This window comes from Parvibium lacunae (assembly GCF_003335215.1).
Taxonomy (GTDB): domain Bacteria; phylum Pseudomonadota; class Gammaproteobacteria; order Burkholderiales; family Burkholderiaceae_D; genus Parvibium; species Parvibium lacunae.
On the sequence record NZ_QPGB01000007.1, the window covers coordinates 18,342 to 41,506 of the forward strand.

Annotated in this window: 23 protein-coding genes; 10 read left to right on the forward strand and 13 right to left on the reverse strand. The window is 51.9% G+C overall.

The window, feature by feature from the left end:
• Nucleotides 1-197 precede the first annotated feature (197 nt).
• Genes DU000_RS12145 through DU000_RS12160 form a run of 4 tightly spaced genes read right to left on the reverse strand, consistent with a single transcriptional unit; the run spans nucleotide 198 to nucleotide 3,905 of the window.
• Nucleotides 198-884 carry a phosphoadenylyl-sulfate reductase gene (locus DU000_RS12145; RefSeq protein WP_114403679.1) on the reverse strand — a complete coding sequence of 229 codons (687 nt, stop codon included), beginning with the start codon at nucleotides 882-884 and terminating at the stop codon, nucleotides 198-200.
• Nucleotides 881-1,381 carry a DUF934 domain-containing protein gene (locus tag DU000_RS12150; RefSeq protein ID WP_114403680.1) on the reverse strand — a complete coding sequence of 167 codons (501 nt, stop codon included), beginning with the start codon at nucleotides 1,379-1,381 and terminating at the stop codon, nucleotides 881-883. The genes DU000_RS12145 and DU000_RS12150 overlap by 4 nt, the downstream gene beginning before the upstream one ends.
• Nucleotides 1,374-3,113, reverse strand: coding sequence for a nitrite/sulfite reductase (locus DU000_RS12155; RefSeq protein WP_114403681.1), 1,740 nt, complete (start codon nucleotides 3,111-3,113; stop codon nucleotides 1,374-1,376). The genes DU000_RS12150 and DU000_RS12155 overlap by 8 nt, the downstream gene beginning before the upstream one ends.
• Before the next feature lie 15 nt (nucleotides 3,114-3,128).
• Complete coding sequence (locus tag DU000_RS12160; protein ID WP_114403722.1) at nucleotides 3,129-3,905, reverse strand: sulfite exporter TauE/SafE family protein; 777 nt, start codon at nucleotides 3,903-3,905, stop codon at nucleotides 3,129-3,131.
• 136 nt (nucleotides 3,906-4,041) lie between these two features.
• Here DU000_RS12160 and DU000_RS12165 point away from each other — a divergent pair, with 136 nt between their 5' ends.
• The 3 genes from DU000_RS12165 to pdxH all read left to right on the forward strand — a co-directional run bounded on the left by DU000_RS12165 (nucleotide 4,042) and on the right by pdxH (nucleotide 6,301).
• The gene (locus DU000_RS12165; protein WP_114403682.1) at nucleotides 4,042-4,995 is read left to right on the forward strand and encodes a CysB family HTH-type transcriptional regulator; all 954 of its coding nucleotides are present in this window, start codon (nucleotides 4,042-4,044) and stop codon (nucleotides 4,993-4,995) included.
• 3 nt (nucleotides 4,996-4,998) lie between these two features.
• Entirely contained in the window at nucleotides 4,999-5,592 is a 594-nt protein-coding gene (locus DU000_RS12170; RefSeq protein WP_114403683.1) for a P-loop nucleotide/nucleoside kinase family protein, read from the forward strand.
• Between the two features lie 73 nt (nucleotides 5,593-5,665).
• Nucleotides 5,666-6,301 carry a pyridoxamine 5'-phosphate oxidase gene (gene pdxH / locus DU000_RS12175; protein ID WP_114403684.1) on the forward strand — a complete coding sequence of 212 codons (636 nt, stop codon included), beginning with the start codon at nucleotides 5,666-5,668 and terminating at the stop codon, nucleotides 6,299-6,301.
• On the opposite strand, the gene msrA is transcribed toward pdxH, so the two are convergent.
• The 4 genes from msrA to metE form a co-directional block, all read right to left on the reverse strand.
• Nucleotides 6,278-6,835: a peptide-methionine (S)-S-oxide reductase MsrA gene (gene msrA, locus DU000_RS12180; protein WP_114403685.1), complete on the reverse strand. Its 558-nt coding sequence runs from the start codon at nucleotides 6,833-6,835 to the stop codon at nucleotides 6,278-6,280. The two genes, pdxH and msrA, sit on opposite strands and share 24 nt — an antisense overlap.
• Before the next feature lie 63 nt (nucleotides 6,836-6,898).
• The gene (locus DU000_RS12185) at nucleotides 6,899-7,291 is read right to left on the reverse strand and encodes a VOC family protein (protein WP_114403686.1); all 393 of its coding nucleotides are present in this window, start codon (nucleotides 7,289-7,291) and stop codon (nucleotides 6,899-6,901) included.
• A gap of 212 nt (nucleotides 7,292-7,503) precedes the next feature.
• Entirely contained in the window at nucleotides 7,504-8,070 is a 567-nt protein-coding gene (dcd, locus tag DU000_RS12190; RefSeq protein ID WP_114403687.1) for a dCTP deaminase, read from the reverse strand.
• A gap of 244 nt (nucleotides 8,071-8,314) precedes the next feature.
• Nucleotides 8,315-10,642, reverse strand: coding sequence for a 5-methyltetrahydropteroyltriglutamate--homocysteine S-methyltransferase (metE, locus tag DU000_RS12195; protein WP_114403688.1), 2,328 nt, complete (start codon nucleotides 10,640-10,642; stop codon nucleotides 8,315-8,317).
• Between the two features lie 93 nt (nucleotides 10,643-10,735).
• Between metE and DU000_RS12200 the strand changes: the two genes are divergently transcribed.
• A complete protein-coding gene (locus DU000_RS12200; RefSeq protein WP_192878497.1) occupies nucleotides 10,736-11,659 on the forward strand; it encodes a LysR family transcriptional regulator in 924 nt (307 codons plus the stop codon).
• A gap of 8 nt (nucleotides 11,660-11,667) precedes the next feature.
• Here DU000_RS12200 and DU000_RS12205 read toward each other — a convergent pair whose 3' ends face one another.
• Together DU000_RS12205 and apbC are read right to left on the reverse strand one after the other, a co-directional pair.
• The gene (locus tag DU000_RS12205; protein WP_114403689.1) at nucleotides 11,668-12,201 is read right to left on the reverse strand and encodes a hypothetical protein; all 534 of its coding nucleotides are present in this window, start codon (nucleotides 12,199-12,201) and stop codon (nucleotides 11,668-11,670) included.
• A gap of 166 nt (nucleotides 12,202-12,367) precedes the next feature.
• A complete protein-coding gene (gene apbC, locus DU000_RS12210; RefSeq protein WP_114403690.1) occupies nucleotides 12,368-13,462 on the reverse strand; it encodes an iron-sulfur cluster carrier protein ApbC in 1,095 nt (364 codons plus the stop codon).
• A 134-nt stretch (nucleotides 13,463-13,596) separates the two neighbouring features.
• Between apbC and metG the strand changes: the two genes are divergently transcribed.
• From metG to DU000_RS12225, 3 genes are read left to right on the forward strand one after another with little or no spacing between them, the layout of a single operon-like run.
• A complete protein-coding gene (gene metG / locus DU000_RS12215) occupies nucleotides 13,597-15,738 on the forward strand; it encodes a methionine--tRNA ligase (protein ID WP_114403691.1) in 2,142 nt (713 codons plus the stop codon).
• Between the two features lies 1 nt (nucleotide 15,739).
• Nucleotides 15,740-17,425, forward strand: a complete 1,686-nt coding sequence (locus DU000_RS12220) for a SulP family inorganic anion transporter (protein ID WP_205074066.1) — start codon at nucleotides 15,740-15,742, stop codon at nucleotides 17,423-17,425.
• A gap of 4 nt (nucleotides 17,426-17,429) precedes the next feature.
• A complete protein-coding gene (locus DU000_RS12225) occupies nucleotides 17,430-18,401 on the forward strand; it encodes an alpha/beta hydrolase family protein (protein ID WP_114403692.1) in 972 nt (323 codons plus the stop codon).
• A gap of 32 nt (nucleotides 18,402-18,433) precedes the next feature.
• Here DU000_RS12225 and kefC read toward each other — a convergent pair whose 3' ends face one another.
• The 3 genes from kefC to DU000_RS12240 are packed head-to-tail and all read right to left on the reverse strand — an operon-like array spanning nucleotide 18,434 to nucleotide 21,327.
• Nucleotides 18,434-20,278: a glutathione-regulated potassium-efflux system protein KefC gene (gene kefC / locus DU000_RS12230; RefSeq protein ID WP_114403693.1), complete on the reverse strand. Its 1,845-nt coding sequence runs from the start codon at nucleotides 20,276-20,278 to the stop codon at nucleotides 18,434-18,436.
• Between the two features lie 9 nt (nucleotides 20,279-20,287).
• The gene (kefF, locus tag DU000_RS12235; protein ID WP_114403694.1) at nucleotides 20,288-20,818 is read right to left on the reverse strand and encodes a glutathione-regulated potassium-efflux system oxidoreductase KefF; all 531 of its coding nucleotides are present in this window, start codon (nucleotides 20,816-20,818) and stop codon (nucleotides 20,288-20,290) included.
• On the reverse strand, nucleotides 20,818-21,327 hold the full coding sequence (locus tag DU000_RS12240) for an outer membrane protein assembly factor BamE (RefSeq protein WP_147267023.1): 510 nt from the start codon (nucleotides 21,325-21,327) through the stop codon (nucleotides 20,818-20,820). Before DU000_RS12240 ends, kefF begins: the two co-directional genes overlap by 1 nt.
• A gap of 107 nt (nucleotides 21,328-21,434) precedes the next feature.
• On the opposite strand from DU000_RS12240, the gene DU000_RS12245 reads away from it, so the two are divergent.
• From DU000_RS12245 to DU000_RS12255, 3 genes are read left to right on the forward strand one after another with little or no spacing between them, the layout of a single operon-like run.
• Nucleotides 21,435-21,635, forward strand: coding sequence for a DUF3460 family protein (locus tag DU000_RS12245; protein ID WP_114403726.1), 201 nt, complete (start codon nucleotides 21,435-21,437; stop codon nucleotides 21,633-21,635).
• Nucleotides 21,636-21,652: 17 nt separating this feature from the next.
• Nucleotides 21,653-22,522: a segregation and condensation protein A gene (locus tag DU000_RS12250; protein ID WP_114403725.1), complete on the forward strand. Its 870-nt coding sequence runs from the start codon at nucleotides 21,653-21,655 to the stop codon at nucleotides 22,520-22,522.
• On the forward strand, nucleotides 22,506-23,114 hold the full coding sequence (locus DU000_RS12255) for a hypothetical protein (protein ID WP_114403696.1): 609 nt from the start codon (nucleotides 22,506-22,508) through the stop codon (nucleotides 23,112-23,114). Before DU000_RS12250 ends, DU000_RS12255 begins: the two co-directional genes overlap by 17 nt.
• Nucleotides 23,115-23,165 lie beyond the last annotated feature (51 nt).

Here is a 23,165-nt window from a genome sequence, read left to right on the forward strand (position 1 = left end):
TTTGGTCAGGCTGAACGTAATGTTACTGATTCAACGGAAATTCGAGCACGACCTAGCTGAGTTACTGATCTCGACAATTTGATTTATTTTTAAGCAAGCCGTGTAATATGCGGCCGCATTCTTTTGTGTCCTGATTTTAGCTGCGGCCACTTGCTGGCTTGCTTAACCTCAAAGTTAACCTGCGCTGACAAGCAGATTTATTTTGCTGCGGTTTGCCCAACGTGCAAACCACACTCTTTAGTGTCTGCTTGTTCCCACCACCACCGCCCAGCGCGGATATCTTCACCCGGTTTGATGGCACGAGTACACGGATCGCAACCAATCGAAGGATAGCCACGATCATGCAGGGGGTTGTAGGGCACATTATTGCTACGGATGTAGTCCCATACCTGCTCAGTTGACCATGCGGCCAGCGGGTTAAACTTTTCAATGCCATTGCCCGCATCAAACTCACGCTCAGCAAGCTCGCCACGGGTAATTGCCTGTTCACGGCGCTGCCCCGTGATCCAAGCCTGCTTACCTGCCAAGGCACGTTGTAACGGCTCGACTTTACGAATGTGGCAGCACTGCTTGCGTAGCTCAACGCTTTCATAAAAGGCATGTTTGCCATGCGCTTTGATGTACGTTTCCACCGCCTCCGGTTGGGGCTGGTAAATCGCGACGGGCTGGCCGTAATGGGCTTCAATCCGCCCAATCATCGCGAAAGTATCGGCATGCAACATGCCGGTTTCGAGCGTAAAGACTTCAATGCCAAGCTGATTTCTAAAAATCAAATCGGTCAGCACCATATCTTCCGCAGCCAGGCTATTCGCGAAACCAATTTTCGGAAAAGCTTGTACCGCTTCGCGCAGCACAAGCAAGGTGTGTTCAATATGGGCACTCATGCGGCACGCCGTCTGAAAAGGGGAATCGGTTGGTCAATCGAGCCCGCATACACCTCAGAGAAGTCTTGCAGACCATTGAGCGCTTCGTGAATGTCTTTATCTTCCCGCACCGCATAAGCATTAAAGCCCACACGCTTATAAAAGAAGAGCTGATCTTGCAAGACATCGCCAATCGCCCGCAATTCACCTTGCCAGCCATAACGGCCACGCAATAACCAGCCAATCGAATAACCCCGACCATCTTTAAAGGCCGGGAAATCAACCGCGATCAGCGCCAAATTCGCAAATTCACTCACCAAGATTTCTGGCTCATCAGTGGGCTGTAGCCATACCCCGATTTTAGTGCCGCGCGCCAGCAGGGCCGCTTTTTCAGCCTGATAGCGGGCGAGGGACACAATCACATCGCCAACGGGTAAGGTAGGTAATGCTGTGCTGTCTTCACGCACGAGCGTCCAGGTATCGTCTACCACGGCGTTACCTAAAATAATTTTAGCCATGAGTCAGCTCCTGATTTTTACTGTCTTGATTAGCTTTGTCGGCTGCTTTTTCACCATACACGGCTAATTTGAATGGCTCCAAACCGAGGCGACGCACGGCATCTACAAACAACTCGCCCTCATGACGCTGGGCAGTGTAGGTTTCAATCAATTTCTCAATCACGCCGGGCACTTCTTCTGCGGAGAACGAGGGGCCCAGAATTTTACCGATGTGGGCCTGACCATCACCGCCAACTAAATCACCCGCATGGCCACCCAATGAAATTTGATACCACTCTTCACTGTGTTTATCGACGCCCAAAATCCCGATATGGCCCACGTGGTGGTGCCCGCATGAATTCATGCAGCCGGAAATATTTAGACGCAAATCACCAATATCAAACAGATAATCGAGGTCTTCAAACCGCGCTTGAATTGCATTCGCAATCGGGATGGATTTCGCATTCGCGAGCGAGCAGAAATCACCCCCTGGGCAAGCGATCATGTCGGTCAACAAGCCAATATTAGGGGTCGCCAAATTCGCGCCCTTAAGGACTTGCCACAAGGCAAATAAGTCAGCCTGTTTCACATCCGACAAAATCAGATTTTGCTCATGCGAAACACGCAGCTCACCCAAGCTGTATTGATCCGCCAAGTTGGCGATTAAATCCATTTGGTCTGCCGTGGCATCGCCGGGGGCAACATTGCCGTAGGGCTTGAGCGAAATCGTCACGGCCGCATAGCCAGCCTGTTTATGGGCATGCACACTGCGACTGGCCCAACGCGAAAATGCTTTGTCTTCGACCTTTTTCGCGGCATAGCTGGTTTCTTCACCGGCTGTATTGACCGCAATCTGTTCATAGGCTGGGTCTTTAAAGAAAGCCTCGACCCGGTCTAATTCGGCTTGCGTGAGCGTATTCGGGTTATCTTGCAAATGCGCCCATTCTGCTTCGACATCTTTGGCAAACTGCTCCGGGCCAATTGCTTTCACCAAAATTTTGATGCGCGCCTTGTACATATTGTCGCGGCGACCATAGCGGTTGTACACGCGCAGAATTGCCTCAATGTAGGTCAGCATATGCTGCCAGGGCAAGAATTCGCGGATCACACTCCCGATAATCGGGGTGCGGCCTAAACCACCACCGACCAACACTTTCAGCCCGATCTCGCCCGCTGCGTTCTTCACCACATACAAGCCAATATCATGCGCTTGCACCACGGCCCGGTCTTCTTTGGTGCCACTGACCGCAATTTTAAATTTGCGGGGTAAGTGCGCGAATTCGGGATGGAAGGTCGACCACTGGCGCACAATTTCGCAATAGGGGCGGGGATCCACAATCTCATCCGGCGCAATCCCGGCGAACTGATCGGACGTCACGTTCCGCACACAGTTACCGGAGGTTTGAATCGCATGCATTTGCACGGTGGCCAATTCGGCCAGAATCTCGGGCACATCTTCTAACTTGGGCCAGTTGTATTGCAGGTTTTGGCGGGTGCTGAAATGGCCATAGCCGCGATCATAGGTGCGTGCAATATGTGCAAGCTTGCGCAGTTGCTGGCTCGACAACAAACCATAGGGAATCGCCACGCGCAGCATCGGGGCATGACGCTGGATGTATAGTCCATTTTGTAAGCGTAAGGGGCGAAACTCATCATCACTGAGCTTACCGGCTAAATAACGGCGAGTTTGATCACGAAATTGTCGAACCCGCTCATCCACGATCCGCTGATCGTAAACATCGTACTGATACATAACTTACCTTTAATATCAGGAAAAAATCATTTTAGCGGCAACCAACGTTAAGACAGTTGCCAAGGTACCCCGCAGCCAATGCTCGGGGACTGAACGACTCAAATAACTGCCCACTGTGATGCCAGGGACCGACCCCATTAGCAAACTCAGCAGTAATGCAAAATCGATAGTCCCCAACCACCAATGCCCCAATGCTGCGACCGCTGTCAGCGGTACGGCGTAAGCAATATCGGTTCCAGCGATTTCTGCTGTTCGCATGCGGGGATACAAGATACTTAATAAGGTCGCCCCAATGACGCCAGCACCGATAGAGGAAAGCGTGACCAAACACCCGATAACCGCACCTGCACATACCGTTGCTAGATCCAGCGTGCGCCCATGTAAGTGTCGCTCAGGGTGTAGGCTCAGCCAGTGAAGTATACGAGACTTCAATAACAAAAAGAGGACGGTCAATAAGACCGAAGCCGCAATCGAATATTTAATCAAGCGCACCAAACCGCCATCGACGGCGCCATGATAATGCAAAGCCAGAATCGTGAGACCGGCGGTAGGCAAGCTCCCCGCACACAGCAGATAGACTATTCGGTGATTTACTGTACCGCGCAGGCGATGCACCCATGTACCAGCGCCCTTGGTAATCGAAGCAAATGCGAGGTCTGTTCCTACCGCAACACTCGGCGATACGCCAAATAACAAAGTTAATAGTGGTGTCATCAAAGAGCCACCACCTACGCCCGTTAGCCCGACCAGCGTACCTACCAAAAGACCACTTAGAACAAAATGAAGATGAATATCGGGCAAACTCATTGGGAGACCCAAAACGGGCAAATTGAAAAAAGTCTGGCGCGATTGTAGTCAGCACGCTATATTTTCTAAACTAATTAGTTTTCATTTCTTTATCGTTATTGGTAATAAAGCCAGAGCCCCCATGAATTTACACCAACTCAAATTTGTCCGTGAAGCGGTACGTCAAAAATTTAGCCTGACTGCTGCCGCTGAGGCCCTGCATACCTCGCAACCCGGCGTTTCCAAAGCCATTATTGAGTTAGAACAAGAGTTAGGGGTAGAGATTTTCCAGCGCCATGGGAAGCGGATTAAGGATTTAACGGAGCCAGGAAGAGAGATTTACCAGTCAGTAGAACGTGTGATGCAGGAAATTGACAATCTCAAGCGAATAGGCAAGGAATATGCTGCACGGAGTAGTGGCGATTTACGCATTGCGATTACCCACACACAAGCCCGCTATGCGTTGCCACGGGTGGTTCCAACTTTTAAGCAGCGTTATCCTGATGTACACCTAAGTCTGCTCCAGGGCACGCCCAGCCAAATTGCTACCATGGTTATTCAAGGCGAAGCAGATTTAGCGATTGCCACAGAAGCCATCGCTGATTACAAAGAACTGGTTGCCCTGCCCTGCTACACCTGGGAACATGTGGTGATTGTGCCGAAAGGCCATGATTTGGAACGGGAAATCAAAAAGGGGAAACCGCTAACCATTGAGCTGGTCGCACGCTATCCCATTATTACCTACGACAGTGCCTTCGCCGGCCGGCAAAAAATTGATGAGGCCTTCGCCAGAAAACAGATCGTGCCGGATCTGGTGCTCGCCGCTGTTGATGCCGATGTGATTAAAACCTATGTCGAGTTGGGGCTCGGGATTGGTATCATTGCCAATATGGCGTACGATGCCAAGCGCGACAGTGCCTTTAGCTGTGTTACCGCTGGCCATTTATTTGGCACCCACACCACCAAACTGGCCCTCAAGCCGGGGGTTTTTTTACGCAGCTATGTTTATACCTTTGTGGAAATTTTTGCTCCCTCGCTCAACCGTAAATTAATCGACAAAGCACTCTCGGGCAACCCTAACGACTATGATCTCTAAATAATGGCAACCCTGATTTTTTTCTGTGGTCATGCTGGCACCGGTAAAACAACCATTGCGCGCCGCATGACGCGTGATCTGATTGCGCAACTCGGGCAGTCCTTTTGTTTTTTAGATAAAGACACCCTGTACGGTAATTACAGCAGCGCGGTGATGGGCGCACTCACCGGCAACCCCAACGACCGTGACAGCCCCACTTACCTCAATACCCTGCGCGACCCAGAATATCAAGCGCTACTGGATACCGCTCGCGAAAACTTGCAACTCGGCATTCATGTGATTGTGGTCGGCCCTCTCAGCCGCGAAATTAAGCAACAACAGTTATTTGACCCCACCTGGTTACGCCTGCCGGCAGGCTGTAACAGCACTGTCGTTTGGGTTGAGATTGATGAAGAAACCGCCAAACAACGGATCATCGCCCGTGCCGATAAGCGCGACGAATACAAGTTGGCGCACTGGGAAGACTATCGGCAACGGCGCTTTTCACCCGCCCGAGCCGATTACCCAAAAATGATTTTCTTTGACAACACCGCGCCAACCGTTGACGACTACGCCGCATTACAGCGGCAGCTCGCCCATAAAGTACGCTCGGCATGATGCAAGTCAATCTGACGCGACCACAGCTTGTTACAGTGTGACAAACAATCAATTCTTTTAGTGGAGTGTTGCTATGGATTTAACTCACTTACGTCAAGACTACCGACAAGCGGCCCTCAATGAGGAAGATGTCGCGGCTGACCCGCTGCAGCAATTTGACCACTGGTTCAGCCAGGCCCTCAAATCTAACTTACCAGAGCCCTATGCCATGACGCTGGCAACAGCCAACCAGCAAGGCCAGCCGAGTGCTCGAATTGTGCTCCTGCGTGGGTATGACGAACAAGGTCTGCTGTTTTTTACGAACTACCAATCGCGCAAAGGGCATGAGTTGGCGCAAAACGCGCATGCCGCCCTGCTGTTTTATTGGGCTGAGCTAGAAAGACAAGTGCGCATTGAAGGACAAGTGCGCTTTGCCAGCACCGAAGAGTCGGATCGTTATTACGCCAGTCGCCCAGTCGGCAATCGCCTCGGGGCATGGGCTTCACCCCAAAGTCAAGCCATTCCCTCCCGCCAATTTCTGGAAGAGCGGGAAGCCCAGTTTCGCGCGCAGTATGGTGACGAGCCACCGCGCCCAAAACATTGGGGTGGCTATCGGCTCCAGCCCACTCAGTTTGAATTCTGGCAAGGCCGTCCCTCTCGCTTGCATGACCGTATCAACTACAGCCTCAGTCAGCGGGGGCAATGGCTAATTGAAAGACTGGCGCCCTGAATCGCTATTTTTCAGAAATTGCGAAAAGGTACGCCGGAACTTGGCCACTTTAGGCGCGACGACAGCCAAGCAGTACCCCTGTTGCGGATTCCGCACTAAATAGTTCTGGTGGTAGTCTTCCGCCACCCAAAAAGTTGGGGCAGCAGCCACTTCCGTCGTAATTGGGGCTGTCCACCAAGCCTCGGCGACCAGTTCCGCGATCACGCTCCGAACGATGTCTGCTTGCGCCTCATTCGTGTAAAAAATCGCGGAGCGATACTGCGTGCCCACATCGTTCCCTTGCCGGTTCAGGGTCGTGGGATCGTGAATTGCAAAGAATATTTTCAATAATTGAGATAGCTCAATTTGGCTGGGGTCGAAGCTAACCTCAACCACTTCCGCATGACCACTCACCCCAGTGCAGACCTGTTCATAACTTGGGTTTGGTCGTGCGCCGCCCATATAGCCCGAGAGTGCCGACTGCACGCCACGGACCTGATTGAACACGGCTTCCACGCACCAAAAACAACCCCCGCCTAAGTAAATCTTTTCCATATTTTTTCCGCTCAGGGCCCTGATATCAATACTGAATATTGGTCTGACTCACGTCAGCAAAGGTTAAGCACCGACCGGCGTGCATAGTTCGATTAAGGTACCTTCTGGTCCCCGTAGATATCCCACCATCTGCCCCCAGGGTTTTAGCTCTGGCGACGTCACAACATAAGCGCCCGCTTGAACCGCTTTCGCATAAGCAGCATCGATATCCTCAGTCACAAACGCGATTTCGATCCCAAACGGGTCTTGATTGAGATTGACCTGCTGATATTTACCGGCCAGATTCATCTCGCCCATTGCAAAACTTGCAAACGCCAGCGTGGTTTCCCCCGTTGCCAATTCACCATATTCTTTAGATTCATGTAAAAAGCGAATCTCAAAACCAAAGGCTTGTTGGTAAAAATGAAGCGTGGCCTCAACATCGCCGACATAGATAATGGTGTAGCCAAATTTCATGGTGTACCTTTCTGATTCAAACTGGATTATGTGGCGCGATGCAAGGCAACCAAGGGCGCGCAGGCACTCCGTTCTTACGTGTAATCATAATCAAACCCCCAGTACGCAGGGGGGCATGACGCATACCCGTCAGTCTCTATCAATCAGCTAATCACTCTATTTCAGATCCTGTACCTTAGTCAGGAAGCAAAACTAATCCTTACAATGAGCAATCAGGTTTTTGGTAAGGTCACCCCGCGCTGACCTTGGTATTTGCCGCCGCGATCTTTATAAGATGTTTCACACAATTCATCCGACTCGAAGAACAGCACTTGCGCACAGCCCTCGCCCGCATAGATTTTCGCGGGCAGTGGCGTGGTGTTCGAAAACTCCAACGTCACATAGCCTTCCCACTCTGGTTCAAACGGCGTTACATTGACGATGATGCCGCAGCGTGCGTAGGTGCTTTTGCCCAAACACACGGTGAGGACACTGCGTGGAATGCGGAAGTATTCAACCGTGCGGGCCAGCGCAAACGAATTGGGCGGAATAATGCAGACATCGCCGGTGAAATCAACAAAGGATTTTTCGTCGAAGTTCTTAGGATCAACAATCGTGCTGTTGATATTGGTAAAAATTTTGAATTCGTTGGCGCAGCGAATATCGTAGCCATAGCTGGAGGTGCCATACGACACGATTTTTTCACCATTCGCGTAGCGAATCTGGCCAGGCTCAAACGGCTCAATCATGCCGTGTTCTTCGGCCATTCGACGAATCCATTTGTCTGATTTAATGCTCATAAGTCAATATCCGATTAGGCTGCGCAAAGTGCGAAACCCGCATTATGACTGAAACTCACCCCAAATTCGACCACCCGCGCTTCCCAACCAAATACTCGCTAGCACCCAACGCCCCGATTATCTTGAGCAGAAGCCCGCCGAAGCGCCCATGACAAAAAGGCTAGTTTCCTAGCCTTTTTGCACTTATTTTTGCCTGTCCATGAGCACCCATAAGGGCATGCATCAATGCTAAAGTCATGCCTAATCAAAAGCTTGGCGATGTCTCAAGAGATGGCGCGCTTTTGACTTGACCCTGCCAGCGGGTACGCAACTGCTGGCACGCTGCCACCATGTTTTGCAAAGCCGGGGCCACTTCTTCCCAACGCCGGGTTTTCAGGCCGCAATCGGGGTTGACCCACAAGCGCTCAGCTGGAATAACCTGCACCGCTTTTTCCAATAAGTTCACCATTTCGTCTACCTGCGGCACTCGTGGCGAATGAATGTCATACACCCCTGGGCCGATTTCATTCGGGTAAGCAAAGTCGCCAAAGCCACGCAGCAATTCCATGTCGGAACGCGAGGTTTCAATCGTAATCACATCGGCATCCAACGCGGCAATCGCAGGCAAAATATCATTAAACTCGGAATAGCACATATGCGTATGAATTTGCGTTTCATCCCGTACCCCACAGGCACTCAGCTTAAAGGCTTCGACCGCCCAATTTAAATAGTCTTGCCAAACGCTTTGTTTGAGCGGCAGGCCTTCACGGAAAGCCGGTTCATCGATCTGAATCACGGCAATCCCCGCCTTCTCCAAATCCACCACCTCATCCCGAATCGCGAGGGCAATCTGTTTGGCCGTGGCACTGCGCGGCTGATCATCGCGCACAAACGACCATTGCAACATCGTCACCGGGCCAGTCAGCATGCCCTTCATCGGCTTGCTGGTCAGGCTTTGTGCATACGCAGTCCAGCTGACCGTCATCGCTTCGGGGCGATACACATCACCGTAAATAATCGGAGGCTTCACGCAGCGCGAGCCGTAGCTCTGTACCCAGCCGTATTCCGTAAAGGCATAGCCCCAGAGTTGTTCCCCAAAATATTCCACCATGTCATTGCGTTCGGCTTCGCCGTGTACCAGTACATCTAAACCATAGCGCTCTTGCTGGGCCACCGCCTCGGCAATTTCGGCGCGCATCGCGTGCAGATAATCAAGCTGTGAGAGCTGACCTTGTTTATTCGCTTTACGTGCTTGCCGAATCGCCGCTGTTTGCGGGAAAGAACCAATGGTGGTCGTGGGGAAAAGCGGCAAGTTCAAACGTGCCTGTTGCTGCGCTTGACGTTGCGCATAAGGTTGAGCACGTTCGGCATCGCTCGCGCTGACCTGTGCTAAACGCTGAGCGACCAATGGGTTATGAATTCGTGCCGAATGCGCACGCTCGGCCCGCGCTTGGCTTGCTGCCGCTAAAAAGCGTTGATCAACCTCACCCTTGATAGCATTGCGCAAGAAGGCGAGCTCTTCCAGCTTTTGTTGGCCGAAGGCCAGCCAGCTTTTGAGCGTGGCATCCAACTTGTGTTCACTCGCCAAATCCACCGGCACATGTAATAAGGAACAGCTTGAGCCTAACCATAGATGCTTGCGTGCCTTCGCCCAGTCTTGCACTTTCGTCAAGATATTGGCCACATCTTGCCGCCAAATATTGCGGCCATCCACCACCCCTAGAGACAACACTTTATCTTGCGGCCACTGCGCAAACACTTGCGCTACTTGCTGGGGCGCGCGCACCGCATCCACATGCAAACCCGCCACAGGTAAACGGGCCAATGCAGGCAAGTTTTCGACTGTTTCAAAGTAGGTGGTGAGCAATAAAGGTACCGGGCTGGATTGCAGCGCGGCATAGGCCGCTTCAACCTGCGGCAAGCGCGCTTTGGATTCTTCCAGCACCAAATACGGTTCATCTATTTGCACCCAGCTCACGCCCACCTCTTGCAGGCATACCAATAGTTTTTTGTACTGCGCAAGCAAAGCAGGCAATAAAGTCCAGCGGTCAAAATCGGCCGATTTTTCTTTACCCAAGGCCAGCAAACTCACTGGCCCCAATAGCACGAGCTTGATGGGCGTGGCGTATTGCTGCGCCTCCGCCACCTGCGCCAATAGCCGCTCGGCATGCAAACCAAACTGGGTATTCACCGACCATTCCGGCACAATATAGTGGTAGTTGGTGTCAAACCACTTGGTCATTTCCATGGCGAACTGCTCGGTATTGCCGCGTGCATATTGGAAATAGGTTTTTAAATCCAGCTGCGCCGGGTGAAACCCAAACCGCCCCGGCAGCGCGCCGAACAGCGCGCAGGTCTGCAACACATGGTCGTACCAGGCAAAATCGCCCACCGTTAAAAAATCCAGACCCGCCGCTTTTTGGCGCTGCCAGTTATCGGCACGAATCGCTGCGCCGACGGCTTCCAATTCTTCTGCGCCAATTTCTCCGCGCCAAAATTGCTCCATTGCAAATTTCAATTCACGCTGCGCACCAATGCGGGCGGCACCCAGCACATGGGCTTTCACATTCGTGAGTGCTTGAAGTTGTGTCATGTTTGGCTCCATATTTCTTTAGATAGTGCAGTCTGAGCCAAACTAGATTATTATTCAAACGATAAATTTTCAGATTTATTATTAATTTTATTCATGATAAAAACCCCACTCGAACTCCGCCACCTGCTCACGCTAAACGCTTTAGCGCAAGTGGGCACGCTCTCTAAAGCCGCAGAGATGCTGCATGTGACGCAATCCGCTCTTTCGCATCAGCTCATGGCGCTTGAGGCGCATTACGGGGGCGAGCTATTCGTGCGCAAGTCCAATCCCCTGCGCTGGACGCCGATTGGCGAACGGCTATTGGCGCTAGCCCAGACCGTACTCCCTACCGTGCAGGCTGCTGAACGCGATATTGTCAGGCTCCATCAACCCAATGTCGGGCCGCTGCGGATTGCCGTGGAATGTCATACTTGTTTTGATTGGCTGATGCCCGCCATGGATGCGTATCGGCAGGACTGGCCGGAAGTCGAACTCGATATTGTGTCGGGCTTTCATGCCGACCCCGTGGGCCTGCTGGATAACCACAGTGCTGACTTTGCGATTTTGACCGAAGCGCAGGACGACCCCAGCATCGTACAAGTGCCTTTATTTCGCTATGAAGTGGTAGCCGTACTCGCGAATGATCACCCCTTGGGGAAAAAAGCCATTTTGCAAGCCAGTGATTTTGCTAAGGACACGCTGATTACCTACCCCGTGCCGGAAAGCATGCTGGATATTTATCGCCAGCTCTTGCAGCCTGCAGGCATCGCGCCCGCCAAGCGCACCGCGCAACTCACGGTGGCACTGCTGCAGCTCGTCGCCAGTCGGCGTGGCATTGCCGCCCTGCCCGCTTGGGCCGTCGAAAGCTACGTACAAAAGCAATATATTCAAACGCGGCGCATCACTAAGAAAGGTTTATACGCCACCCTGTATGTCGCCATTCGGCAAGCCGATGCTGAGAAAGCCTACCTACAAGCCTTTGCCGAATTGCTCAAACAAAACTGCGTCAAAGAACTGATCGGGATTGAGTTGCTCTAGCCAGCCATTCAGGCTGTGGGTAACAAATAGCGGCGCACCGCTGCATAAGCCGGATCATTAGGCATATGCACGGCAATCTGTGTGGCGTGTGTCCAGGGATAACTGAGCTGGGTGGCCCATGCCAAAATGGGCGCAAGCAGCACGGGTGGCAAGACTTCCATATGCTTAATCACAATTATTAAGCGCTGCACCCCCACTCGTTCCGCATCGGCTACCCACTCGTATTCACCACAACCAATTCGGGCCTCACCCGTCGCTTTGTCCGACATCACCACCAGCCATTGGCAGCGATAGTTGGCTTCATGCGCTTGAGGCCGCTCCCCCACGCAAAAGGTATACACGTTTTCGTATTTCGTTCCAAAATCCCGCACCAGTACTTGGGTAATCGCGGCTTCCCCTAGGCTCTGGGCCGGGAAGCTAATTATTCCCGTTTGCACATCCATTTGTAATTCAGCATCCGGCAAAAAAGCTTGCGCCATCAAATGAGGGCGATTGTGATCTTTCGCGGCGATATAGGTTTCAATCCAGTTGGCTAGGGCCATCGGTCACGTCCTTGGTCTGGCAAATCATGGTTCACACTGTGGCTTCGGATGAGATAGAGTATGTGGCTTGCCAGCACGCCTGTCCAATCGGATTTTTCAGTAGTAGCAATCAGAAAAAGTGGAGGATGGCTACTGATCAAGCGTACGCAGAACCTAAGGACATGCCTTAGGTATTCTGCACTTTAATGGTCGGGAATTTGAGCGAATGGTCTTGCGCTTTGTCCGCAATCTGCACCGCCACTTTGCGGGCAATTTGGCCATACACCAAGCTGGCGGGGCTGTTGGGATCGGCCACCACAGTGGGTTTGCCGGAATCCGTTTGTTCGCGAATTTGGCTATCCAGCGGCAGTGCGCCGAGGTAAGACACTTGGTACTGCTCGGCCATGCGCTGCCCACCGCCCGTGCCGAAGATGTGTTCGCCATGCCCGCACTGCGAACAAATGTGCAGCGCCATGTTTTCCACTACCCCTAAAATCGGAATGCCCACTTTCTGGAACATATTGACGCCACGGCGGCCATCCAGGAGTGCAATTTCTTGCGGGGTGGTGACAATCACCGCCCCCGTCACCGGCACTTTTTGCGCCAACGTTAGTTGAATATCACCGGTACCGGGGGGCATATCAATCACCAGATAATCCAGGTCTTGCCAAGCGGTTTGCTGAAGTAATTGCAACAGTGCGCCGGTGACCATTGGCCCGCGCCAGGCCACGGCTTGCTCGGTGTCAATCAAGCAACCAATCGACGCCATTTGCAAACCATGCGCCATAATGGGGGTGATGGTTTGGTCTTCGTTCGCTTCATGCCGCTGCCCTTGCACCCCCAGCATCAACGGTTGGGATGGGCCGTAGATGTCGGCATCCAGCACGCCCACCCGCGCGCCTTCTGCGGCCAGCGCTAGAGCCAAGTTAACGGCGGTGGTGCTTTTGCCCACCCCACCTTTGCCCGAAGCCACGGCAATGATATTGCGGACATTCGGCAAAGTTTTAATCCCTGCTTGCACACTGTGGGCCACGATTTTCCAGCTTAGATCAAGCTGCACCCCTGTGACTCCCGGCACCGCCCGCACAGCGTTTTCCAGCAAGGTGCGCAGTCCGCTGAGTTGCGATTGTGCGGGGTAGCCGAGCTGAATAGTGAGATGGGCTTGGCCCTGCTCAACTGTGAGTTGTTTGAGCGCCTTGCTGCTGACGAAATCTTTACCCATATTGGGGTCGATCAATTGGCTTAACGCTGTGGTAATGGTTTGAACGAGGTCGTTTTTCATTGCAAAAGGGCTGAAGAGGGGGATTGAATGCCCTAAGTCTAATCTAAAGCATTGCAAAATCTACATAAAGCACCCAAATAAAACCCGTAAAACCCCAGTAAAATCAAGGTTTTAGTTTTTACTGTCTGAATCTCATGTCACAGCCGCACGCCGCTCCCACTCATGCCACGTCACCGCGCCAAATTTTGGTGACCTCTGCCCTACCCTATGCGAATGGTGCTATTCACCTTGGTCATCTGGTTGAATATATTCAAACCGATATTTGGGTTCGGTTTCAGCGCATGCGCGGGCATGAGGTGCATTATGTAGGCGCTGACGATACCCACGGCACACCGATTATGTTACGCGCGGAAAAAGAAGGGCTAACACCCCAAGCCTTGATCGCGCGCGTGTGGCAAGAACACAAACGTGACTTTGATAACTTTCATGTCTCGTTTGACAACTATTACTCCACCGATTCCGAAGAAAACCGTGAACTGGCCAGCGAATTCTATCTTGCACTCAAAGCCGCAGGGTTGATTGAAGTCCGCTCGATTGAGCAGTATTACGATCCGGTCAAAGAAATGTTTTTGCCAGATCGCTTCATCAAAGGCGAATGCCCCAAGTGCGGCGCAAAAGACCAGTATGGCGATAACTGCGAGGTGTGTGGCGCGACGTATCAACCCACCGACCTCAAGAACCCCTATTCAGTGGTATCGGGCGCTGCGCCAGTGCGTAAGCATTCTGATCATCACTTCTTTAAACTCTCCGACCCGCGCTGCGAAAACTTCCTACGTGGCTGGGTGAAAGGCTTGGCCCAACCCGAAGCGGCCAACAAAATGGCGGAATGGCTGGGTCAGCCCGGCGAAGCCAAGTTGGCCGACTGGGATATTTCACGCGATGCGCCCTACTTTGGTTTTGAAATTCCAGAAGCCCCAGGCAAATACTTTTATGTGTGGCTGGACGCGCCGGTGGGTTACTACGCCAGCTTCAAAAACCTCGCCACTCGACTGGGTTTGAATACCGATGGATGGATTAAAGCCGGCAGCCAAACCGAGCAATACCACTTCATTGGTAAAGATATTCTTTACTTCCACGCCTTGTTCTGGCCCGCGATGTTGGAATTTTCTGGCCACCGCGCACCCACCAATGTGTTTGCACATGGTTTCTTAACCGTCGATGGCGCGAAGATGAGTAAATCGCGCGGCACCTTCATCACCGCACAAAGTTACATTGATCAGGGCCTGAACCCCGAATGGCTGCGCTACTACTTCGCCGCCAAACTGAATAGCACGATGGAAGACATCGACCTCAACTTTGAAGATTTTGTAGCGCGTGTGAATAGCGATTTGGTGGGCAAGTACATCAACATCGCCAGCCGTGCGGCGGGGTTCGTGCACAAACACTTTGATGGCAAACTCACACAACTACAGCAAGGAACATTGAGTGTGAATGGTCAGTTTATTGAAACAATTGAGCACGTGCTAATTCAGGACATTCTTGAGGAGGCCGAATACATTAAAACGCATTATGAAAGTCGGCGTTTTAATATGGCTATTTCAAGCATCATGAGACTTGCTGACGCAATCAATAAATACTGGGATGAAAACGAGCCTTGGAAAAAAGCAAAAAATTTGTCAGAAGAAGGTTCTATTCTTCACGAGGTTTGTACAACTACGATAGAAGCATTTCGGTTGATTTCTATTTTACTCAGCCCTGTGCTTCCAAAAATCACCGAACAAGTCTCAAAATTCCTTAATGTTAAGAATTTCACATGGGCTGATCTCAACAGCCATTTATCAGGATCGCATCAAATCAATCCTTACAGCCACCTCATGACCCGTGTAGAAAGCAAACAGATCGAAGCGCTGGTAGAAGCCAATAAACAAAGCTTGGCGGAAACGCCAGCCGCAGTGACTGCGCCCGCTATCGAACCAAAGATCGAACCCATTGCGGATGAAATCGGGATCGATGATTTCGGCAAAGTGGATTTGCGCATTGCCAAAATTGTGAATGCCGAGCATGTGGAAGGTGCAGCTAAACTACTGCGCCTGACGCTGGACATTGGCGAAGGCAAAACCCGCAACGTGTTCTCCGGCATTAAATCGGCTTACAAACCCGAAGACCTCGTCGGTAAATACACGGTGATGATTGCCAACCTCGCCCCACGCAAAATGAAGTTTGGTTTAAGCGAAGGCATGGTCTTAGCCGCCAGCGCTGCGGATGAAAAAGCCAATCCCAGCATTTATCTGCTAGAACCGCATAGCGGCGCGCAGCCGGGGATGCGGATTCGCTAACGTGATACCCGGCTTCCACCCTCGCCTATTCGATAGCCTACGCGGCTACAATCGCAGCCGCTTACTGCAAGATGTGAGCGCAGGCTTAACGGTAGGCGTGGTGGCCTTACCCCTAGCGATGGCCTTTGCGATAGCCAGTGGTGTCAAACCCGAAAATGGGATTTTTACCGCCATCATCGCCGGTTTCCTCATCTCCGCGTTGGGCGGCAGCAAAGTGCAAATTGGTGGCCCGGCCGGGGCGTTTATTGTCATCATCTACGGCATTATTGAGCGTTATGGCTTAGCGAATTTGCTTATCTGCACCATCATGGCGGGCGTGCTGCTGTTTGCGATGGGCCTGTTCAAGTTGGGCAATTTAATCCGCTTTATTCCGGTACCGATTGTGATTGGCTTTACCAACGGCATTGCGGTATTGATTGCGCTCTCGCAGATCAAAGATTTTTTTGGTTTGCCCATTAACACCATGCCCGCTGATTTCTTTGCCAAGCTGCGGGTACTGGCCGAACATGGCCTCGCGGCGGATCTCCCCACGCTGAGTATTGGCTTGGCGAGTTTGCTACTGGTGATTGTGTGGCCGAAGAGCTACCGTCCTCAAGACGCGAATTACAAACGCTGGCTGACCAAAGTACCCGGCACGATTGTGGCGCTCGTTTTGGCGACTCTGTTTGTGGCGAGTAGCGGTCTAGAAGTAGAAACCATTGGTCAGCGTTTTGGTGGCATTCCACAAGCACTACCCAGTTTTGCCCTGCCCCACTTTTCTTGGGGTTTAGTGAAACAACTGGTCGCCCCCACGCTGACGATTGCCTTGCTCTGTGCAATTGAATCCCTACTCTGTGCGCGGGTGGCAGACAATTTAATTAACGCTTCTCACAAAGATCGGCACGACCCCAATCAGGAATTGATGGCGCAAGGTGTGGCGAACTTTATTGCCCCCTTCTTCGGCGGCATTCCGGCCACGGGGACGATTGCTCGCACCGTCACCAATGTGCGCTCAGGTGCTACCTCACCGATTGCAGGCATTGTGCATGCGCTCACGCTGTTACTCATCATTTTGCTGGCCGCCCCGTTGGCTTACGATGTGCCACTGGCGACGCTAGCCGCGATTTTGCTCTACGTAGCGTGGAACATGGGTGAGTGGCGCGAGTTTGTCCGGCTGCGTAAGTTCTCGTTGCCGTATGGCACCGTTTTGGTCAGCACCTTTTTACTCACGGTGATTTTTGATCTCACCGTGGCCGTAGAAGTCGGTTTAGTCTTGGCCAGTTTGTTTTTTATTTACCGAGTTTCCAACCTCACCACGATTGAACGCGTGACGCTGAGCGAGAGCGATGCCAATGCCGTCTCACAAGATATGGTGGCGGTCTATCGCGTATACGGTTCGCTGTTTTTTGGCGCAGTAACCAAGCTAGAAAATTTATTCGCGCCCCACAGCACGCTGCCCAAGGTGGTGATTCTCGATTTGCACCAAACCATTTCTATCGACACCACCGGTTTAGAAGCCTTGGCGGGCTTGCATCACCAACTGCATGCGCAAGGCGCTCACTTGGTGTTATGTGGACTGAATAAACAACCGGGTTCGATTATTCGACGCGGGGGCTTGGTACAAGAAATAGGGCCTGACCATGTGTGTGTGACGTTAGAAGAAGCCTATGGATTAGCGCACACGTTGGTCGATCGGGGCCGCCCATAAACCCATGCGAGATAGCGCCGGTTCTTTCGCCGTGATGGACGATGTTTGGCGGGACAGCTTGCGCCAGCGCGAGATTCCCATCCGCCTGCGCCTGCCGCAGCATGCGTCCACGCCCGTGCCTCTGATTGTGTTTTCACACGGGCTGGGCGGCTCACTCGCCAGTGGATCGTTTTGGTTAGATCATTGGGCCGCGCAAGGCTTTGCCACCTTAAACGTCCAGCATCCAGGCAGCGATCTCAACATCTGGTCACGCAGGCGTGACTCCGGTGAGTTGAATTTACGGGAACGGCTCCATGCCGCCATGCAGCCCCACGAATTGCAGCAACGCACACTGGACGTGAAGTTTGTGCTGGATGAGCTACATGTACGTCAAGCCAGCACACCAACATTACAGCCGCTTGATCTGAATCGCATCGCGATGAGCGGGCATTCGTATGGGGCGGTGACGACACTGGCGCTGTGCGGCCAACACTATCCACATTTACCTGCATTCGCAGCCAGCAGTGCGCCCAGTACTTTATTTGAATCGCGCTTTAAAGCAGCGCTGGTCTTTAGCCCGTCCGCCCGCCATACCGCGCAATTGGATGAACAGTTTGGACAGATCACTCTACCGTGTTTTTGTTTAACCGGCACGCACGACCAAATTAGGATTGCACCCGACATTACGCCAGACAATCGGCAATTACCGTTCCGACACATGCGGGGCAACAATAAAGCCATGCTGGTGTTAGCAGGTGCCGATCATTTATTTTTTAATGGTCGATCACGTCAAGACTCTGCGGCGGAATGCGGGATGAGTGCATTTAAGGAAGTAGACAATTCCGTCGATGCCGCCTTGATTCCGGTGGTGCAAGAAACCACGCTGGGGTTTTGGTTGGACACAATAGGCCATGCCCAGCCAATGCACAATGCGATTCGGTGGGGGTTTATCGGTACCCATATTTCGCCCCCTCATCAGCTGACTCTCTCTGTGTAACCTGACTGAATTTATGGGCTTTGACGATACCCTTAATGCCAACCCGTTTTCGATTTTTCTGTTTGCTCGTTCTGGTCTGCCCGGAACATCTCTTCCAACTCAGCACGTGCTTGTTTGGCCATCGATACCAACGCCTTTTGATCTTGGTAGTGCGGATAAATTTTCTGTAAAGATTCCAAATTATGGCGTCGGAACTTGAGTGCCGCACGCCGTGCATCACTGGGCGCCACGCCCAAACATGTTAGCGTGCTACGCGCACTGCGCAAGGCTGATTCAAATGTTTCACGTTCAATATGGGTAACGCCCAGATCCATCAACCGATAAACGTGGCTGACATTGCGGGCCCGCGCAACAATTTGTAAGTGCGGGAAATGTTCGCGCACCAGTTTGATTAAGTGCAGGCTGTCATCTATGTCATCAATCGCGACGACCAGAATTTTTGCTTCACCAGCACCCGCTGCATGAAGCAAATCCATGCGTGTTGCATCCCCATAAAATACTTTGTAGCCAAACTTACGTAAACTTTCAATTTGCTCAGGGTCAACTTCTAACACGGTGGGTCGAATTCCCTGCGCCAGCAACATTCGGCCAATGATTTGTCCATAGCGGCCAAAGCCAGCAATGATAACGGGGTGCTGCTGATAGGCGACGGGCTCTGCGCTATTGGCAGCAGGTGTTTGCATACGCGGTAGCCAGAAGCGGTCGTGCAGAATCAATAGTAAGGGGGTTGAGGCCATTGAAAGGGCAACCACGAGATTAAGGTAAGCAGCTTGCTGGCCAGTAAAAATCTGCAGTTGCGTCGCCGTAGCAAACACCACAAAGGCGAACTCACTACCCTGAGATAAAACAATCGCAAACAATGCGCGCTCTGGTTGGCTAATGCCGAACCAACGGCTGCAGCCGAACAAAATCAGGCTTTTCAGTAACACCATGCCAAGCACAGCCAAAATCACCAGGGCCGGGTCTTTCAGCAGGACGCTGAAGTCAATGGTCATGCCCACGGCAATAAAAAATAAGCCCAATAACAAGCCTTTGAATGGCTCAATATCGGTTTCTAGCGCATGACGATACTCAGAGTCTGCCAACAGGACGCCAGCGATCAGCGCGCCGAGCGCCATCGATAGACCAATCTCCTGCATGAGCAAGGCAACCCCAGCAACGAGGAGCAGCGCAAACCCTGTGAATAATTCTCGATATCCGGTGTTGGCAATCAGTCGTAACATCGGGCGTAGTAACCAACGCCCCACCCCAATGATGAGAGCGATGGTTGCCAAACCCCGTAAAACTAACCACCACTTTTCAGCACTGCTGGCAGATACCTCAGCGGCACTGGCAGAAGCGACTAAGCTTAGCTCGGGATTGGCAAATACAAAGAGCGGCAAGATCGTCAAAATGGGAATTGCTGCAATATCCTGAAACAGCAATATCCCGAAACCTGCCATCCCCGCACCAGTATTGAGTAGATTACGTTCTTTCAAAATCGCCAAGGCCACCGCCGTGGATGACAAAGCGAGGCCAAGCGCAGCCACACAGGCAACTTGCCAGGGCCAGCCGCATAACCAAATGGTTAATTGCAAACAGAGTACACAAGCGAGCATTTGCACCCCGCCATAACCGAAAATAGAGCGGCGCAACGCCCAGAGCTTCCGAATCTCTAATTCCAAGCCAATGATGAACATCATCAGTACCACGCCTAGCTCAGAAAAATGCAGGATGGTATCGACGTCGGTAATCAAACCAAGTACCCAGGGACCAATCACAATGCCTGCCAATAAATAACCGAGCACTGACCCCAGTTGTAATTTCTTAGCAAGCGGCACCGCAATAACAGCGGCGGCAATAAAAATCACCAGACTAAACAGAAAACTATTTTCCATGGCCTGCCTTTATTCAGCCGTTATGCGTTGATTTAGCCACGTTTGATAGTGCGTGGCATATGCCATGATTTCTGCCTGCGAAGCGCGATCCGCGGCGTAGAGGACATGCGGCGCTTGCCAGTGCATGCCACACAAATGGGCGGTCTGCTCCAACGGCCGTAAGAAAACCTCGAGTGAATAACGATTCGAACCTGTCGGTTCATACGCTGCAAGCGGCCCTCCTGCACTGGTGACGACGGTCAGCGTTTTACCCCGTAACGCCTGCCCACCCTCACCATAGGCCCAACCCAATAGCAGTACATCATCAAGCCAAGCTTTTAGCAATGGTGGCACGCTGTACCACTGCAGCGGAAATTGCAGTACGACATGCGTTGCCGCTGCCAGCGCTTGCTGTTCATGATCAACATCTACATCAAAGTCAGGGTACCGCCGATACAAATCATGCACTGTCACAGCAGGCGGGATATGTTCCCGTAATAACTCATGCACACGTGAACGGGCCGGGCTTGGGTGGGCATAGATAACCAAGAGTGAAGTCATTAACCATGCTCCTGACGAGGATCAGGGCGATACCCCGTTGCCTGCACCCGCTCTTGAGCATCAAATTCGATATAGAAAAGTTCGGTCTGACTACTAGGCGTATCGGCAAAGCGCCATTCACGGGTCACCCCCTCTTTAAAAGGATAGACGCGCTCATAAAAATAGGGCCCCAGCTTTTCACGCACGGCCATTGCCGTCATTCCAGTATGAATCTGGCTGAAATTCTGACGCGACAGCAAGGGTTCCAGCCGCTGGAAATTCAGCGTACCATCGAACCATAAGAAATAATTTTGCTGCCCCTCTGGACCCAGGGTGTAATCCCAGCGGATTTCACCAGTGGGCATAGCTTGTTGATACTGAGGGGGGCCGACTTTATCAATCACCTGCGCCCCACTCATGCCAGATTTGAGCTGCATAAACGGGTCTAATTCCCGCGCCAAATCTGAGCAACCACCCAATAACCACGCCAATATCCCCATCCAACACCCCTTCCACCATAGAGACCGCATCTGCTCTCCCCATTTCTGATTGATCCGCCTAATTTGTGCACACTGACGCATACCGAAACAGCCAGAATGCCATTAAAATAAAGCAAATTTTCTACAAAGGTACCGCCATGCGCTTTAATCGTCATTATGAATCGGATATCACCCTTTTTCTGAAACAGCTAAAAACAGAAAAACCGACCGTGGAAATGGGGCAACAACAGGGCCGTGCGCTGCTCTGGGATAAAGCCCCGATTGATCTGGCTGAGCGTGAGGCACAACAGGCGGCGCGTGTGCCGCAACAGCCTTATGTCTATCAGACCAAAGGTTAAGCGTGAATCTGCCGCACCTGCCCCATGCTGCAAATGATCACCATGCGCCCGAAGCGGCACTGCAGTCACCTGAGCATACGGATAGCACCCCAGATGTGATTGATGGCATGGCCTTCGCCAAACTCTATGGCGAGCCGCTTTTTAACCTGCCACAAGATTTATATATTCCGCCGGATGCCCTTGAGATATTCCTTGAAGCCTTTGAGGGCCCCTTGGACTTATTGCTCTACCTAATTCGGAAGCAGAACTTTAATATTCTGGATATTCCAATGGCTCAGGTCACTGCGCAATATCTGGGCTATGTCGAAGAAATACGCCAACGCAACTTGGAGTTAGCGGCAGAGTATCTCTTGATGGCCGCCTTACTGATCGAAATCAAATCACGCATGTTGCTGCCGGTGAAGAAAACCGACACTGGCGAAGACGTGGATGATCCGCGGGCTGAATTGGTCCGGCGACTCCTTGAATATGAGCAAATGAAATTGGCTGCACAGCAATTACAAGCAGTGCCGCAAGCTGGGCGCGATTTTATGCGGGCTCAGGTTTATATCGAGCAGAGTAGTGTCAAGCGCTTCCCGGATGTCAATATTGCTGACTTGCAAGCCGCTTGGAATGATATTTTGCGCCGTGCGAAACTCAACCAGCATCATAAAATTTCGCGCGAAGAACTCTCGGTACGAGAACATATGACTCAGATTCTGCGTCGTCTGCAAAACAGTCGCTTCCTCGAATTTGCTGATCTCTTCGACCCCAGCCGCGGTGTGCCTGTTGTCGTGGTTAATTTTATTGCGATGCTAGAGCTATCAAAAGAACAACTGGTTGAAGTGACGCAAGCAGAAGCCTATGCGCCTATTTACGTTCGTTTAGCTTATGCGCCGAACCACTAATTCAAGCAATAAGGTCTTAATCAAGAGCGCCCTAGGGGTTTCGCTGGTGGCATGGTTGTTGAGTTTGGCCCCGGTGTCTGTGCTTGCGCGCTCGCCTGCTGTTGTCCCAAGCCAAGTTTTACAAGACTTGCCCCAGCAAGACATTGATTGGCAAAGTACCCCAGCAAGCTTGTGGGAAACACCGCATCAACGACCTGTCGTGTGGGCTGGGCGCATTACACAGATTCATACTAAAACGCGCCAGGCCGCGACGGATGGCGCGCGTTATATAGAGTTTGTCTGTCAGTGGTATCCCTTGCAAAATGCTTCCCCAGCAGGCTTGGAATTGCCCTTACGCCTCTCAGTACCAGAGAAAAATACGGCAAAAGAAGTACGCTTTGTGATTAGCTTAACGAGCGAACAATTGCAGCCACGTCATCTGCGAAAAATGCAGCAAGACTTGTTGCAGCGCCCTCATTACGTTCTGATTTCTGCAGTCTATCAACAACATGGCTACGTCGATAATCAGCCTGCGCTGTTTATGCAAATGGGCCGCAGCTTTATCGGTGACGCTAGGTATTTACCCATCTCACTGAGCCGCCGCGCCCCATAAAGGCAACCAGTAGGAAAATAGCTCAACCAAGCATCGTGAAACATTGAATCA

What these genes read in the sequence shown, in the direction of transcription:
- DU000_RS12145 (WP_114403679.1), bottom strand. Translation starts at nt 884, where the DNA reads ATGAGTGCCCATATTGAACACACCTTGCTTGTGCTGCGCGAAGCGGTA.
- DU000_RS12150 (WP_114403680.1), bottom strand. Translation starts at nt 1,381, where the DNA reads ATGGCTAAAATTATTTTAGGTAACGCCGTGGTAGACGATACCTGGACG.
- DU000_RS12155 (WP_114403681.1), bottom strand. Translation starts at nt 3,113, where the DNA reads ATGTATCAGTACGATGTTTACGATCAGCGGATCGTGGATGAGCGGGTT.
- DU000_RS12165 (WP_114403682.1), top strand. Translation starts at nt 4,042, where the DNA reads ATGAATTTACACCAACTCAAATTTGTCCGTGAAGCGGTACGTCAAAAA.
- DU000_RS12170 (WP_114403683.1), top strand. Translation starts at nt 4,999, where the DNA reads ATGGCAACCCTGATTTTTTTCTGTGGTCATGCTGGCACCGGTAAAACA.
- pdxH (WP_114403684.1), top strand. Translation starts at nt 5,666, where the DNA reads ATGGATTTAACTCACTTACGTCAAGACTACCGACAAGCGGCCCTCAAT.
- msrA (WP_114403685.1), bottom strand. Translation starts at nt 6,835, where the DNA reads ATGGAAAAGATTTACTTAGGCGGGGGTTGTTTTTGGTGCGTGGAAGCC.
- DU000_RS12185 (WP_114403686.1), bottom strand. Translation starts at nt 7,291, where the DNA reads ATGAAATTTGGCTACACCATTATCTATGTCGGCGATGTTGAGGCCACG.
- dcd (WP_114403687.1), bottom strand. Translation starts at nt 8,070, where the DNA reads ATGAGCATTAAATCAGACAAATGGATTCGTCGAATGGCCGAAGAACAC.
- metE (WP_114403688.1), bottom strand. Translation starts at nt 10,642, where the DNA reads ATGACACAACTTCAAGCACTCACGAATGTGAAAGCCCATGTGCTGGGT.
- DU000_RS12200 (WP_192878497.1), top strand. Translation starts at nt 10,736, where the DNA reads ATGATAAAAACCCCACTCGAACTCCGCCACCTGCTCACGCTAAACGCT.
- DU000_RS12205 (WP_114403689.1), bottom strand. Translation starts at nt 12,201, where the DNA reads ATGGCCCTAGCCAACTGGATTGAAACCTATATCGCCGCGAAAGATCAC.
- apbC (WP_114403690.1), bottom strand. Translation starts at nt 13,462, where the DNA reads ATGAAAAACGACCTCGTTCAAACCATTACCACAGCGTTAAGCCAATTG.
- metG (WP_114403691.1), top strand. Translation starts at nt 13,597, where the DNA reads ATGTCACAGCCGCACGCCGCTCCCACTCATGCCACGTCACCGCGCCAA.
- DU000_RS12225 (WP_114403692.1), top strand. Translation starts at nt 17,430, where the DNA reads ATGCGAGATAGCGCCGGTTCTTTCGCCGTGATGGACGATGTTTGGCGG.
- kefC (WP_114403693.1), bottom strand. Translation starts at nt 20,278, where the DNA reads ATGGAAAATAGTTTTCTGTTTAGTCTGGTGATTTTTATTGCCGCCGCT.
- kefF (WP_114403694.1), bottom strand. Translation starts at nt 20,818, where the DNA reads ATGACTTCACTCTTGGTTATCTATGCCCACCCAAGCCCGGCCCGTTCA.
- DU000_RS12240 (WP_147267023.1), bottom strand. Translation starts at nt 21,327, where the DNA reads ATGCGGTCTCTATGGTGGAAGGGGTGTTGGATGGGGATATTGGCGTGG.
- DU000_RS12245 (WP_114403726.1), top strand. Translation starts at nt 21,435, where the DNA reads ATGCGCTTTAATCGTCATTATGAATCGGATATCACCCTTTTTCTGAAA.
- DU000_RS12255 (WP_114403696.1), top strand. Translation starts at nt 22,506, where the DNA reads ATGCGCCGAACCACTAATTCAAGCAATAAGGTCTTAATCAAGAGCGCC.